We start from the raw sequence: 13,916 nt of genomic DNA, 5'->3' as shown, positions 1-13,916 counted from the left end.
CTAACTATAACGGTGAGGCCGTTCGCAGAATAAGACAGAAAGAGGGAGGGTCAGCCATGAATTTTCCAACAGCATTGCTTGCCGCCGCAGTTGCGGCAGTATTTATTTCGATCGTCGTTTCCGGCGTGCGCAGAAGGAAAAGGGGCGGAGGCTGTTCCGGCGGCTGCGGTTGTTCCGGCTGTGCGGGAACGTGTCATCTGGAAAAATGAGCGGCGCGCCGCCGGGAAAGGAAGCTGCGGTGGAATTGACGAGTGGGCAGGCACGGTATCTTCTGGCCGTCTACCACCTGGGGCTGGGTGCGCGCGGCGTGCGCTGCGCAGATATCGCGCGGATGCTGGATGTAACGCGTCCCTCGGTTGTAAAGATGCTTTCCTTCTTTTCGCAAAGATGTCTTATCGCCCGGGAGCGATATGGGAAGGTGTATCTGACGGACACCGGTTGTTTGCTGGCGCGGTGTTATGCCCGGCGGCTGGAGAAGGTTGAGCGCATACTGGCGGCAGAGCTTGCGCTGACGCGGGAGGAAGCGCAGCTTGCCGCCTGCGCGCTGCTGGACGTGCTGCCGGAGCGCTGCTTCACGCAGGGGGAGGTGCCCTCTGCTTAGACAAAATTGCCTGGATGTAAAAAAATGCGACAACCGTCCGGGATTGCATATCCCGTTGTTGTACAGGGCATGATACAATAACGGCAGATCCTGCAAAAAAGGAAGGGACGTTTATCATGAAGGGCATCAAATCATTCCGGCGCACGTTTTTATTGATTGCGGCGCTGTATCTGGCGTGCGGCATTTCGCTGCTGGTCTGGCCCGCGCAATCCGGCCTTGTCATATGCTATGTGTTCGGCGGCATATCGCTGCTGTATGGGGCGGTACAGATCATCCGCTATTGCTGCAACGCTGCCGTTTCCATTTTCCGCTATGAACTTGTCACAGGCATTCTCTGCTGTGCGTTTGGCCTGTTTGTTATCCTGCGTGCGGACATGGTGCTGGCGGTACTGCCGTTTGTGTTCGGCTGCGCCATCGTGTTTGACAGCGTCATGACACTCCAGAACGCCATTGACCTGCGCCGCCTGGGTTTTTCCCGCTGGTGGCTGATTCTGCTGCTGGCGGGCGTTACCGGCGCGTTCGGTGTGCTGCTGTTTTTCGAACCGTTCGCGGCGCTGGCCATGGTGCGCTTCATCGGTGCGGTGTTGGTGCTGGACGGCTGTGCGGATCTTGTCAGCGTGCTGTGTCTGACCTACTGGGTAAAAAAGGTGAAGCGTGGCCTGGAGGCGATTTATGACGAAGCCCGTTACGAAGCAGCCGCCATCGAGGCCGAGGGCCGCATCCAGGACGAGTCCGAGCCGTGAGGCAGAGCAGAACAAAAAAGCGGCCGGGCCGCCCTGCGGGGCGGCCTGTTTTTGTGTAAAAAGAGGCGGCGGCAGGCTGGGACCCCCTTGTGCACCAATGCTGTCCGGTGTAAAATCAAAGAAAGCACAGAGCGCGAACGCGCCGTGTGAGACCAGGCGATAGAGAAATAACGGATGGCGCGGGTCTGTACGCTCTCCTGCCACTGCGGCCCCAATTGTATGGGCGTCCTGCTCATCCGCAGTGCATAACACAGCGATGTGCTTCTGCGCGTCCGGTATGAAGAAAGGGAATTTTTATATGATACGTTTGGTGGCGAGCGACATCGACGGCACGCTGCTGCAGGGCGGCGCGCGAGCGCTTTCGGACGAGCTGTTCGGCCTTATCCGGGTGTTGAAGAAGCGCGGAATTCTGTTCTGCGCGGCCAGCGGGCGGCAGTACCGCAGCATGCGGGCGCTGTTTGCACAGGCGGAGGATGATATCGCTTACCTTTGCGAAAACGGGGCCATTGTGTACCGGGGCGGGAGCGTGGTGTCCAAGCTGGCCATGGAGCGCGCCGATGCGCTGGCGCTCATTGGCCAGATTCAGGCGCAGGAGCAATGCGAGGTGCTCATCTCCGGCGCGGACACCAGCTATCTGCTCCCCAAGCATCCGGATTATGTGGACCATATCCGCTATTTTGTGGGCAATCACATTACGCGGGTGAAGCGGGCGCAGGACATCCCGGAGGATATCCTCAAGGTGTCGGCTTACTGCCGGGATGGCGCGGCGAGCCATACACAGACGCTGGGCGCGCCGTGGAAAGCGGCGTACAGCGTGGCTGTGGCGGGGGAAAAATGGCTGGATTTCACGCGCGCAGACAAGGGCACGGGCCTTGCTGCCCTGTGCGGGGAGTTGGGTGTGCGCCCGCAGGAGGTCATAGCATTCGGTGACAATTTCAATGATGTTCCCATGTTGGACCTTGTGGGCAGCCCCTATATCATGCAAGGGGCCGTACCCGCGCTGCTGGAGCGGTACCCGATGCAGTGTGCCCGGGTGGAGGATGTGTTGCGAAAACTTGCAGAGGGGTAGCACTCGCTATTTTTTTGGCTTGTTTGGATATTGGAATAAAAAAATTACGAAATACATAAAAAATATACTAACGCTTTGCGGCAATGAGATGATACAATAAAATTGATATCCACAAGAGAAGCCGCGGTATGGTGCTCCGGGCGGAGTGTTCCGGGGGCGGACGGGCTTCGGATAAAAGTTGTTTTGCCTGAAAGAAAGGAAGATTGCCATGGTCGATCTGAAAGCGAAACCTTATTGCCTGCCGGACGAGGATGTGCGCTGGGTGGAGGAAACCATCGCCGGGATGACGCCGGAGGAAAAGGTAGGCCAGCTGTTTTTTCAGCTGACGGCCTCCCAGGATGAAAATTATCTGCGCGAGCTGATGGAAAAATACCATCTGGGCGGCTGCCGCTATAACCCCATGCCCGGCGCGGCCGTGCAGCAGCAAAACCGCACGCTGCAGAAATACGCCAAGGTACCGGTGTTCATTGCCTGCAACACCGAGGCCGGAGGCGACGGCGCCTGCGCGGACGGCACCAACATCGGATCCGGCATCAAGATCGGCGCTACCCGCAACAACGATTACGCCTATGCGCTTGGCAAAATGGCCAACGAGGAGGCTGCGGCCATCGGCTGCAACATGGCTTTCGCGCCGGTGTGCGACATCCACTACAACTGGGAGAATACCGAGATCGTGACCCGCGCTTTCGGCAACGACCCCGTCCGCGTGGCGCAGATGAGCAAGGCGTATATGGACGGCCTGCACACCATTCCGGGCTTTGCCTGTACGGCGAAGCATTTCCCGGGCAACGGCCTGGATTTCCGCGACGCGCATCTGTCCAACAATGTCAACACCTTCAGCGTGGAAGAGTGGGACAAGACCTACGGGATGGTGTATAAAACGCTTATTGACGGCGGTCTGGATGCCATCATGGGCGGGCATATCATGCTGCCGGAGTACGCGCGGGCCATCAATCCCGCGCTGAAGGACGAGGACATGATGCCCGCCACGCTGAGCCCGGAGATCATGACCACGCTGCTGCGCGGCAAGCTGGGCTTCAACGGCATGGTAGTAACGGATGCCTCCCATATGGTGGGCATGACGGACCGCATGACCCGCCGCGAGATGCTGCCGGCATCCATCAATGCCGGATGCGATATGTTCCTGTTCTTCAACGACCCGGACGAGGACTTCAATACCATGCTGGATGCATACAAAAGCGGCGTCATCAGCGAGGCCCGCATGACGGAAGCGCTCACGCGTATCCTGGGCCTGAAAGCGCATCTGGGCCTGAACAAAAAAGAGAAGGAAGCGCTTGTGCCTGCGCCCGAAGTGCTGGCCGGGGCGCTGGGCAAAGAGGAATACAAGGAGATGCACAAGGCCATCAGCCGGGACTGCATCACACTGGTAAAATACAAGGACAGGGATGTGCTGCCCATCACACCGGAGCGTTATAAACGTATTATGATCGTGCATGTCAAGGGCGCCGAAAGCGGCATGGGCATGCTGATGAAAGCCATGGGCATGGGCGGCGGTAAAAACCCGGCCGAGATGCTTAAGGAGCGCCTGTGTGAAAAAGGCTTTGACGCGTTTATCTACGAAAGCCCGCTGGACGCGATGAAAAAACAGATCGCAGCGGGCGAAAAGCCCAACATCAACCTGTATTTCGCGGGCAAGAACGCCATCGACGACTTCGTTTCCGGCATGGACCTTGTCATCACGCTGTGCGACGTTTCCAGCGGGCGGCCCAGCTTTGGCCTGTCCAAGGGCGGCGGAGAGATCCCCTGGTATGTATTCGAGCTGCCGGTGGTCGTCATCGGCTGCGGGCAGCCCACCATGCTGGCGGACGTGCCCCAGGCCCGCACCTACATCAACACCTACGATGCAAAGCCGGCCACTTTCGACGCGCTGGTGGACGACCTTATGGCGGGGCCGGACGCGTTCAAGGGGCGGGACCCGATCGACAGCTTCTGCGGCCTGTTCGACGCCCGGCTGTAATTTTGCTTTTTCGGTAACACACAAGTCCCCTCCCGCAGGTGGACCGTCCCCAATTGTGCAGACAGTCTCAAAAGAATCCTCTGTGAAGAAACTTCCAGGTTTTGGCAGGAGCGGTGCGGCGGCGCCGCTCCTGTTTTGTATTAAAGACATTCCCGGTTGTAAAAGCGAACGTATGGCTGGTCATGTGGTTGTTCTTAAAGGCAGTGGAGGCTTTGTACGAAAATGCGCTTTGCTCTCAAAACAGAGAAGGCTTTCTGCCATTGCGTAGACGCGCGGGCGTGTTGGTTTTCTTTCGTTTGTATCGTTGACGGCCTGCGCGGGCCTTTACCGCATATGCATTTCCAGAGTCCTGTACATTTAGCTGTTTTCTTCCGGAATTTCCGTAATTTATTCCTGTCTTTAATTTTTGGCAATAATTCCTGCCTATGCATGCAATTCCTTTTGTCCATAGAAAGCCCCCTGATGTTTTGGTTTTCTGCATCAGGGGGCTTTTTGTCTGTTGTCCGTTTTTTTATTGGTGCGGTCCGTTTGATTCAGGCTGAGAAACGCTTTTTTGCGGGCGAGCGTTATTTTGTGCAGCTGCGGGTACGGCCCACGCGGGTGTTATCCTTCTCGCGGTCCTGCAGCGCCTTCACAGGATGCGGTGCGTCCTCATAGCGGTAATCGCGGCCGTATTCGGCCAGATAATCCTCTATGACAGCGTGGCTGGGAACCTGCGCGGTGCGTGCGTTTACAGTGCGCTGGTAATTGAAGAAGCGGAAGTCTGCGGGCAGCGTGCGCACGTCGGTGAACTCCTCGCCGTCCGCCGTCCATTCCACTGTGCCGGCCAGAACATCGCGGATATATTCCTTCTGCGGGCCGAATTTCAGCAGCTCGGGGAATTCGCCGTCCGGAATGACCTGCCGCCACTCTTTCTTTTCATAGGTCTGCAGCAGGCGCGCGGCGGCGTGCAGGTGGGAAAGCTCCTGATGGAAATGCTGTTCCCAGATTTTTTTCACAGGACGGTCCGTCTCGTCGTTGAAGCACGACCAGTACAGGTAGCATTCGGTATATTCGTGCATCAGCAGGCTTTCCAGCCAGGTGCACTTCGTATCCAGCAGCGCGCCGTACTGCGTCACGTGCTGCTCTTCGATCATGCCGATCTCCTGGTAGAGCTTCCGGCCGCGGTCGCTTTTGTAAAACGCGGCGATGTTCATATAATAGTTCATGGTCTGCTGCTCGGCGGCGGTGATGATGGAGGTGTTCAGTTTCGTGATGGGCGCGGCCTTTTTGAAGCTGCAGGCGCGGCGCACGCTGTCAAAGGGATGGCGGTGCTCCGATATGGTGGGGCGGCCGGGCATGATCTCGGTATAGCTGCCCACAAGGCGCTCGGCGTGGACGCCGTCCTCCATGTCCAGCAGGTCCGCGTAGCGGTACAGATGGTCGAAGTCCTCCAACAGCGCGAACTGCATCACCTTTACAACGTATGGGTCCGGCTCCCGCTGGGCCAGGATTGCCGTCAGGTCCACCGCGAGCTGTTCGTAGCCGATGGTCGTTTCCAGCGGCGTTTCGTCGATGGGCTTGAGGCAGGAGATGCGCTTTTGCTGCTGCTGCTCTACCCGGCGCGCCAGCGCCAGCTCGCGCCGCAGGTCGTTGTTCGGGCAGTGGCGGTGGAACTGGTGGCTGAACCACACGGCCTCATATTCGGTGCCGTTCATCAGGATGATACGCACCTTGGTGTAGGGGTCCACCTCGTTTTTGTCGTAAGAGCGGGCGTATACGGTGCTCCAGTCCATCAGGCCCGCGTCCACGGGAGACGGTTTTTCCAGGAAGGGATTCATACGGTCAGTCCTTTCTTTTTCGCGCGGAAAAGCGCGGCTTCGTCTGCCGCTATTATTTCCGGAGAAAGGCATGTGTATGCGCGGGTTCGGAAACATGGTATAATAACCTCAAAGCCGCCGCTGGCGCGGCTGCGCGTGTGCAAGGCACACGCTTCTGTGCCGGCGCACAGGGCTTTGAGAACATTGAACCATGCAAAACCGCAATGGATGCGGTTTTGTTGAGGCCGCTTCGCGGCGTTATGGTATAATATGTCCGGTTAACGAATGCGGGCCGCAGGCGAAGCATGAGTTTAGCGGCATAGATACCCTGTTTCTTAGTGAACACGAGCGGTACGCGAAGTGTGAGCTTAGAAATATGGTATACTAAAGAACAGGCTGTCCCGTGAACCGGAACGGCAAAGCGCGCCCCATGCGGAGCGGGCGGCGCGAAGAAAAGGAGTGACCCCGTGATGTGGTTTGAAGAAAGCGCGTTTTACCAGATCTATCCGCTGGGCCTGTGCGGCGCGCCGCGGGAAAACGATGGCGGAACGGAGCCGCGTATTTTGAAGCTGCTGGACTGGGTGCCCCATATCAAAAAGCTGGGGGCGGACGCGGTGTATTTCTGCCCGGTGTTTGAATCCGACGCTCACGGCTACGATACCCGGGACTATACGAAGCTGGACGGCCGCCTTGGTACGAACGCGGATTTTGCGCGCGTGTGCGCGGCGCTGCACGCGGCGGGCATCCGGGTGGTGCTGGACGGTGTGTTCAACCATGTGGGGCGCGGCTTTTGGGCCTTCCGGGACGTACTGGAGAAGCGGGAGGCCAGCCCGTACCGGGATTGGTTCCACATTGACTTCGGCGGCAATTCGGGTTACAACGACGGCCTGTGGTACGAGGGCTGGGAGGGCCATTACGAGCTTGTAAAGCTGAACCTGCGCAATCCGGCTGTGGCGGAATACCTGTTCGGCTGTATTCGCGGCTGGGTGGAGGAATTTGGCGTCGACGGCCTGCGGCTGGATGTGGCCTATTGTCTGGACGAGGATTTCGTGCGCCGTCTGCGCGCCTTTACCGGCGGCCTGAAGCCGGAATTCGTGCTCATCGGCGAAATGCTGCACGGCGATTACAAGCGCATGGTGAACGGCGCCATGCTGCACAGCGCCACCAATTATGAGTGCTACAAGGGGCTGTATTCCAGCTTCAATTCCATGAACCTGTTTGAGATTGGCCACAGCCTGGCGCGGCAGTTCGGCCCCGAGGCGTGGACGCTGTATAAGGGCCTGCCTCTGCTGTCCTTTGCGGATAACCATGATGTAACGCGCGTGGCCACGATTTTAACGAACAAAGAGCATCTGTGGCCGTTGTACGGGGTATTGTTCGGCATGCCCGGCGTGCCCTGCGTTTATTACGGCAGCGAGTGGGGCATGGAGGGCGGCAAAGAGGACGGCGACGCGGCGCTGCGCCCCGCGGTGGACATGCCGCAGAAAAACGGGCTGACGGAGTATATTGCCCGGCTGGCGGCGGCGCGCCGGGGCAGCAGGGCACTGTGCCATGGCGCTTACCGCACGGTGCTGCTGACGAACCGGCAGTACATCTTCGAGCGCGCGGCGGAGGGCGAGCGCGTGCTGGTGGCCGTGAACGCGGAGGGCGAACCGTTCGACGCGCACTTTGACGCGGGCGCGGGGCGGGCGGTGGATCTTGTCACCGGAAGGCCGCACGATTTCGGTGGCGGCAGCCGTCTTGCGCCGTACAGCGCGGCTTATTGGCGCGTGGAGTAAACGGACGAGGAAAATGGCGGAGAAAAACGCAGGCGTCCGGCGGATAAGGCCGGACGCCCGCGCTGTTTTGCGTTTTTTGAAAAGAACGAATGCCTGATAATTTTGAATTTGTCTATTAGCCTGCATGTGAATGATTATGTATGTGCATAGGATTATATACAAAATGTCTATGCTCGTATGTGTGTACTATGCGCCCATGTTTATGTTGATGGATATGGACGTAACCATTATATAATTTTTCATTGCCAAGCGTATCCTTTATCATAAGCAATGTACTGATTATCATAATTCCAAGAGCAATGTAAAATTGAAATGTCGGTCTTTCGCCTAAAATAATAAAACTAAATCCAACTCCTAAAAATGGTGCAACAGAATAAAAGGCACTTGTTTTTGCGGCACCTAAATTTTTTTGTGCCATAATGTAAAAGTTAATGCTCAAGCCATAGGAAACGAAACCAAGTAACATAGCGGCAAGCATATAGGTGATTTCAGGCGGTTTTTCCCCAACAATAAATGCAATAAGGACACTACCGATACCAGAGAAAATTCCTTTCACCAAAACGATTTCTTCTGAACTCTTATCACTTATACTCCTTGTGCAATTATTCTCCACGCCCCAGCATATACAAGCGCACAATACAAACAATGAACCCTTGTTAAATACAAATGCCTCTGTTCCCTCAAAACCAAGAATTGCACTGGATAGCATTACAAGGATAATTGCGGCCCATAACCTCCTGGAAATTTTTTCTTTAAAAATTACAAGAGCAATCACAGAAGTTTCAACAATTTCAAAATTATTAATCAGCGAAACATTAGCGGAATTTGTATTAGCAATGCCAAGCATTAAGAATATAGGTGCTGCTATGTCGAGACCAATCATTGCAATCGTATAAGGCAAATCTTTTTTATCCAGCCATTGTTCGTCAGCCAGCCTGTTCTGTGTTTTCCTTATTCCAAGAAGTACACCAATACCAACACCTGCTCCTAAATATAAAAATCCTGCAAGCATTCTGGGCGACACATTTATCAGTAAAAGTTTTGATAATGGCACATTAATTGCATATAGTGCCGCAGCCGAAATTGCAAAAACCGTAGCTGTCTTGTTTTTACTCAACGTCATCGCACCTTTTATCAAATCTAAATTTACCACAGCCGAAACAGCAAAGGGCGGCATGGCGAAAAGAGAGCGGAATACCACAGTGCGTCCGCTCAGTACCGGATGACGCTGCCGCTGCGGGTGTTTTGGAACACGCCGTCATCCACGGCGAACACACCGTTCACCATCACATAGGGGATGCCGTCGGGCGGGGCGTCCGGCTCGCCCTTGTCGGGCATTTTGGCGTTGTCGCGCACGGCGTCCCGGTCAAAAAGCACAAGGTCCGCGTCATATCCCGGCTCCAGCACGCCCTTGCCAGGAATGTGGTATGTTTGGGCGGGCAGCAGCGTGCATTTGTACACGGCTTCCTCCAGCCCCAGCAGGCGCTTTTCCCGCACCATCTTACGCAGAAAACGCGGATAGCTGCCCGCAATCTGCGGGTGCCCCTCGCCGGGGGCGTAAGCGCCCGCGTCCGTACTCATCATGGCATAGGGCTTTTGCAGCGCCTCGTAGATCTCGTACGGCTCGCCGGAATAGCAGATGATGGACTCGTCCGGATATTTGTGGCGCAGAAGCTCGTACAGCTCCCGGTTCAGGCGCGTGCCCGTATACTTGCCCGTGGCGGCGACCATATCGCCGAAGCGCAGGGAGTTGTCCTTGATGGTCTGCTCGTCAAAGGTGGCGGTGCCTGCATAGGTGGCCCAGTCGGTATACATGCCGCTGTCCATCCATACGTCCATGCCCTTGGCGCGGGCGGCGTCCACAACGTCCAGCGCCGGGCGCAGCGTGCCGAAGCCGCTGTACTGGTAGACGAAATGGCTCAGCAGCAGCCGCCCGCCGCTGCGCTTGGCCGCGGCCAGCATCTCGTACAGGGAATAAAGGTCGTTTTGGGTGAACAGGCGTGTATGCACGGGCAGGCAGCGCCCGTATTCTGCCGCTATGGCGGCCATGGCGTCTATCTCGGCCAGGCCGCTGCCCGGGGCGTAGTCCAGCCCCAGGGAAACGCCCGCCGCGCCCGCGCGCAGCGCCCTGTCGGCAATGCGGATCATCGCGTCCGTCTGGGCGGCGCTGGCCCGGGCATTCACATCCTCGATGCCCACGGCCCGGCGCATGGAAAAGCTGTGGCCCACCAGCTCCGCCTGGTTGATCACATAGCCTGTGCGCGCCTGTCCGGCGAACCAGCCCTCCAGGTCCAGCGGGGAAAGCCCGCAGTTGCCGCCGACAGTGGTGGTAATGCCCTGCATGGCGGAGAGCTGCCCCGCATAGGCATGGCCGTCCAGATGGCCGTGCACATCGATAAAGCCCGGGGCCACAACAAGGCCCGCCGCGTCCACCACGCGTTTTGCAGGAAGCTCATGCGCGGAGATATCCACAATCTTGCCGTGTTCCACGGCGACGTTTGCGATACGGGACGTGCATGTCCGCACGTCTACCACGCGCCCGCCCGTGAATACCACGTCAACCATCGCACGCCTCCGTGTCCGCCAAAGCAAGGCGGCGGGCGAGCTCGCGCCGCTGCCAGCAGCGCAGCCAGGTGACCAGTTCCCGGCGGGGGAAAGGCGTGAGGCTCGTGGGGATGGTGGAGAGCAGAAGATCGTCCGCAACGGCGCGCAGGTGTGCGGCGCAGGCGCTGTCGGGCGCGGTGTCGAACACCGTTTTGCCGGCAAGGGAGCTGTATTCCAGCTCTTTGCAGTAATCCAGACTGGCCAGGATCTCGATGGTGGCGCGCCGGGCATAGCTGGCAAGCTCCTCTTTCGTCTCCTCACAGGAGGCATTGTTCACGATGAGCTGCACGGGGAAGTTGTCCGCGCCCGCCGCGCGCAGGATGGCCTGCAAAATGCTGTTGGCCGTGGTGACGGAGGCAAAGCTTCCGTTGGTGACAATGATGCACCGCTGCATCACGCCCTCGCGGATGGGAAGGATGTAGCCCGTGCAGGGCGTTTCCCCGGAGATATCATAGAGGATGAAGTCGAGCTGCAGGGAATTGGAGACGCCCTGAGTATCCAGCATCTCATCAATGAGCGTGACGCCGCGGGCCAGGCAGCCCACGCCGGGGTCGATGCTGCCCAGCTCCAGGCAGTATACGCCGCTGGGCGTGGGGATGACGTAGTCGTTCAGGTCGATCTCGTAGTGTTCCCGGTAATCCTCCAGCGCGGGGGAGATATCCGCTTCTCCGCGCAGCAGCACCGTGGAGGAAAGGCTGATGTCGTTGCCCACCAGCAGCACGTGGTACCCTTTGAGGGCCAGCGCGTGGCCCAGGTTCTGCGCGACGGTGCTTTTTCCGCTGCCGCCGCGTCCCAAAAAGCAGATGCGCTGTGCCATCAGCCCTGCCTCCTTACTGTTTCGATATAGCTTTCCCGTGTGAACACGGGGGTGAATCCGTCCATTGTCCGGCGCGCCAGCACCGCGCCGTCCTTCAGCAGATGATAGGCCGTCAGAGCCATCATCTTGGCGGGAGCGATATAGGCCTTGTCCACGTCCGTGACGGCAAAGTCCGCGCTGTGGAGCGCGCCCGCCGTACCGCCGTGGGTAAAGTTCACCACGGGCATCACCTGGGAGAGGTCGCCTACGTCGGTGCTGGCAATGTTCTGCATGCCAGGCTCGGCGCATTGGGCCGAAAGCCCGGGCAGCGCGGCGGCTGCCGCCAGCAAAGCGGGGTCTGCCGGGGCCGGGCGCACGGGCATGTAGCCCTGATAAGTCAGAATCTCGGCGTGCGCGCCCAGAGCCTCGGCCGCGTGGGTGCAGGCCCGGTCGAATTTTCGGGCCGCGTCGTCCAGCGCCTCCAGTGTGGCGGCCCGCACCATGGCCTCCATTACCACGGTCTCCGGCACCACGTTCAGCGCCGCGCCGCCCTCGCGGATGTTGGTGTGGATGCGCACCGTGTCGCATTCGCGGAAAGTCTCCCGCAGAAGCCCCACGGCGTTCAGCGCCAGCGCGGCCGCGTTGAGGGCGTTTACGCCCGCGTGGGGCGCAGTGGCCGCGTGGGCGGCCTTGCCGTGAAAGACGACCGTTTTGCTGGTGAAGCCGTTGCAGGCCACGTTGCCCAAAAGGAGGTCACTTTCGCAGGGAATCATATGTACATGCGTGGTCAGCGCAAGGTCCACGCCGTCGAAGCCGCCCGTGCGCAGCAGTTCGGATTTGCCGCAGCAGAATTCCACGCCCTGCTTTTGCAGCGCCTGCCGCGTGCCGATGGGGACATATTCCTCGGCGGGAACGGCAAAAAACGCCACGCTGCCCGAAAGCGCCTCGGCCACCCCGGGCGCGCTCAGCGCCAGCGCGGCGCCCACCAGCGCGGTGAGCTGCGCATTGTGCCCGCAGGCATGGGCAACGCCGTTTTCGGGATTTGCGGCGGGGTGCGCGGGGCAAAGAATGCCGTCCAGCTCGCCGATGACGGCCGCGCAGGGGCCGGGCGCGCCGCCCTGCAAAACGGCCTTTACGCCTGTGCGGGCCAGACCGGTTTGCGGCGAAAGCCCGCAGCCGCGCAGCAGTTCGGCCACACGGGCGGCGGTGCGTGTTTCAAAAAAGCCCGGCTCGGCGTGCGCGCCGATATCCTGTGCAAAGGCAAGCAGCGTTTCACGCTGGGCGTCAACGGTGGCAAGGATCTTCTGTTCAACAGCATCCATGGTTTTGAACCTCCCCAATACGGGAACAAGGGCCGTCAAAAGACGGCCCCCATTTTCCCTGAAATCTGGTTTTTATTCCGAAGCAGCCTAAAAAGAAATTAACCGCAGGCATCCAGAAATTCTATCCAGATTTGGTTGTGCAGGTCAGTTGCTTCTGAGGAAATCGTCCGGATCGCCTCGCCGCTGCCCTGAAAACTCTCCGGCATCGTCACATATTCGCGGACGGATTCATCCAGCAGTTCATCCGCAGCCTTGTTGGTGCAATAATAACCCAGCACGTCAAAGCACTGTTTGGCAACCTCAGGACGCAGGATATAATCAATAAAGGCGTGAGCGGCATCCGGATGCGGCGCGTTCGCGGGAATGAATTGCGGCATAACACCGAAGCCGATGCCCTCGGCAGGGAACACCTGTTTGAAATTCGCGTTGGTCTGCAAAGCCTGTGTGGCCTGTGAGGAATAGACGAGCGCCGCGCCCACCTCACCGGTGATAAGAGCGTCCTGCAGGTTGTTGTCGTTGATAACACGCACATTTGGGGTAAGCTCCAGCATCTTATCGCCCGCTCGCTGGATAATATCAAGGTCCTCGGTGTTATAGCTTTCGCCCATCATTTTCAGCGCCATGCCTGTGACTACACGGGAATTGGCGATCAATCCCAGGTTATCTTTTAAAGAGGGGTCCCACAAATCAGCATAGCTGGTGATTTCCATGTCTACCGCCGAGGGGTCGTAGATGATGGACATTACACCCGCGCCATAAGGCACGGTATATTCGTCCTCGGGATCATAAAACTGGCCCTGGTACAACGGGTTGATATTACCGTAATTGGTGAGCAGTGTTTTATCCAGCTTCTGTGCCAGCCCCTGGGCAATGACAGGCTCAAGGATATAATCGTCGGCAATTACAACGTCGTAGTCTCCACCGTTTGCGGCTTCCAGTTTCATCAGCATGTTTTCGTCGGTATCGAAGCTGGAATAGTTCACCTTGATGCCGGTCTCGGCGGTAAAGGCGTCCAGCACCTCCTGGGGGAACATGCCCTCCCAGGTGTACAGGTTCAGTTCGGTAGAGCCGGTCGTGCTGCCGGAAGCCGCGGACGGCGTGGAAGTGGAAGCGGACGTGCCGGAGCAGCCCGCGAACGCGGTGAGCGCCAGCGCCAGAGAGAGTGCCAGTGCAAAGAATTTTTTCATTGGTTTTCCTCCTTATGGTGTTGCTGCGGCGGCTGCAGA

General features: G+C 58.2%; 12 protein-coding genes. 6 read left to right on the top strand and 6 right to left on the bottom strand.

Annotated elements, in window-relative coordinates; genetic code table 11:
* The first annotated feature begins 56 nt into the window (after positions 1–56).
* The 5 genes from IIY41_RS14025 to IIY41_RS00465 all read left to right on the top strand — a co-directional run bounded on the left by IIY41_RS14025 (position 57) and on the right by IIY41_RS00465 (position 4,391).
* A complete protein-coding gene (locus IIY41_RS14025) occupies positions 57–209 on the top strand; it encodes a FeoB-associated Cys-rich membrane protein (protein WP_117460374.1) in 153 nt (50 codons plus the stop codon).
* Between the two features lie 29 nt (positions 210–238).
* Complete coding sequence (locus IIY41_RS00480) at positions 239–601, top strand: metal-dependent transcriptional regulator (RefSeq protein WP_287399145.1); 363 nt, start codon at positions 239–241, stop codon at positions 599–601.
* A gap of 116 nt (positions 602–717) precedes the next feature.
* On the top strand, positions 718–1,344 hold the full coding sequence (locus IIY41_RS00475; RefSeq protein WP_287399143.1) for an HdeD family acid-resistance protein: 627 nt from the start codon (positions 718–720) through the stop codon (positions 1,342–1,344).
* A gap of 298 nt (positions 1,345–1,642) precedes the next feature.
* Positions 1,643–2,413, top strand: coding sequence for an HAD-IIB family hydrolase (locus IIY41_RS00470; protein WP_055081122.1), 771 nt, complete (start codon positions 1,643–1,645; stop codon positions 2,411–2,413).
* A gap of 208 nt (positions 2,414–2,621) precedes the next feature.
* Entirely contained in the window at positions 2,622–4,391 is a 1,770-nt protein-coding gene (locus tag IIY41_RS00465) for a glycoside hydrolase family 3 protein (protein WP_287399140.1), read from the top strand.
* 566 nt (positions 4,392–4,957) lie between these two features.
* Here IIY41_RS00465 and IIY41_RS00460 read toward each other — a convergent pair.
* Positions 4,958–6,211, bottom strand: coding sequence for a hypothetical protein (locus IIY41_RS00460; protein WP_009324521.1), 1,254 nt, complete (start codon positions 6,209–6,211; stop codon positions 4,958–4,960).
* Positions 6,212–6,660: 449 nt separating this feature from the next.
* On the opposite strand from IIY41_RS00460, the gene IIY41_RS00455 reads away from it, so the two are divergent.
* Positions 6,661–7,968, top strand: a complete 1,308-nt coding sequence (locus tag IIY41_RS00455; protein ID WP_205485515.1) for an alpha-amylase family glycosyl hydrolase — start codon at positions 6,661–6,663, stop codon at positions 7,966–7,968.
* Between the two features lie 115 nt (positions 7,969–8,083).
* Here IIY41_RS00455 and IIY41_RS00450 read toward each other — a convergent pair whose 3' ends face one another.
* The 5 genes from IIY41_RS00450 to IIY41_RS00430 all read right to left on the bottom strand — a co-directional run bounded on the left by IIY41_RS00450 (position 8,084) and on the right by IIY41_RS00430 (position 13,877).
* Complete coding sequence (locus tag IIY41_RS00450) at positions 8,084–9,169, bottom strand: DMT family transporter (protein ID WP_287399135.1); 1,086 nt, start codon at positions 9,167–9,169, stop codon at positions 8,084–8,086.
* 11 nt (positions 9,170–9,180) lie between these two features.
* Complete coding sequence (locus IIY41_RS00445) at positions 9,181–10,533, bottom strand: amidohydrolase family protein (RefSeq protein WP_117473913.1); 1,353 nt, start codon at positions 10,531–10,533, stop codon at positions 9,181–9,183.
* Complete coding sequence (locus IIY41_RS00440; protein WP_050005450.1) at positions 10,526–11,389, bottom strand: nucleotide-binding protein; 864 nt, start codon at positions 11,387–11,389, stop codon at positions 10,526–10,528. Before IIY41_RS00440 ends, IIY41_RS00445 begins: the two co-directional genes overlap by 8 nt.
* Positions 11,389–12,690 carry an amidohydrolase gene (locus IIY41_RS00435; protein ID WP_287399133.1) on the bottom strand — a complete coding sequence of 434 codons (1,302 nt, stop codon included), beginning with the start codon at positions 12,688–12,690 and terminating at the stop codon, positions 11,389–11,391. Before IIY41_RS00435 ends, IIY41_RS00440 begins: the two co-directional genes overlap by 1 nt.
* A 98-nt stretch (positions 12,691–12,788) precedes the next feature.
* Positions 12,789–13,877 carry a polyamine ABC transporter substrate-binding protein gene (locus tag IIY41_RS00430; RefSeq protein WP_117473915.1) on the bottom strand — a complete coding sequence of 363 codons (1,089 nt, stop codon included), beginning with the start codon at positions 13,875–13,877 and terminating at the stop codon, positions 12,789–12,791.
* Positions 13,878–13,916: the final 39 nt, after the last annotated feature.

It is taken from the genome of Ruthenibacterium sp. (assembly GCF_017421385.1).
GTDB lineage: Bacteria > Bacillota > Clostridia > Oscillospirales > Ruminococcaceae > Ruthenibacterium > Ruthenibacterium lactatiformans.
The sequence above is the reverse complement of the archived record's forward strand: the minus strand, read 5'-3'. Positions and strand labels throughout refer to the sequence as shown.

Bases quoted from the DNA above. Each gene is read 5' to 3' on its own strand.
- IIY41_RS00465 (WP_287399140.1), top strand. From the start codon at position 2,622: ATGGTCGATCTGAAAGCGAAACCTTATTGCCTGCCGGACGAGGATGTG.
- IIY41_RS00430 (WP_117473915.1), bottom strand. From the start codon at position 13,877: ATGAAAAAATTCTTTGCACTGGCACTCTCTCTGGCGCTGGCGCTCACC.
- IIY41_RS14025 (WP_117460374.1), top strand. From the start codon at position 57: ATGAATTTTCCAACAGCATTGCTTGCCGCCGCAGTTGCGGCAGTATTT.
- IIY41_RS00435 (WP_287399133.1), bottom strand. From the start codon at position 12,690: ATGGATGCTGTTGAACAGAAGATCCTTGCCACCGTTGACGCCCAGCGT.
- IIY41_RS00460 (WP_009324521.1), bottom strand. From the start codon at position 6,211: ATGAATCCCTTCCTGGAAAAACCGTCTCCCGTGGACGCGGGCCTGATG.
- IIY41_RS00455 (WP_205485515.1), top strand. From the start codon at position 6,661: ATGTGGTTTGAAGAAAGCGCGTTTTACCAGATCTATCCGCTGGGCCTG.
- IIY41_RS00470 (WP_055081122.1), top strand. From the start codon at position 1,643: ATGATACGTTTGGTGGCGAGCGACATCGACGGCACGCTGCTGCAGGGC.
- IIY41_RS00475 (WP_287399143.1), top strand. From the start codon at position 718: ATGAAGGGCATCAAATCATTCCGGCGCACGTTTTTATTGATTGCGGCG.
- IIY41_RS00440 (WP_050005450.1), bottom strand. From the start codon at position 11,389: ATGGCACAGCGCATCTGCTTTTTGGGACGCGGCGGCAGCGGAAAAAGC.
- IIY41_RS00445 (WP_117473913.1), bottom strand. From the start codon at position 10,533: ATGGTTGACGTGGTATTCACGGGCGGGCGCGTGGTAGACGTGCGGACA.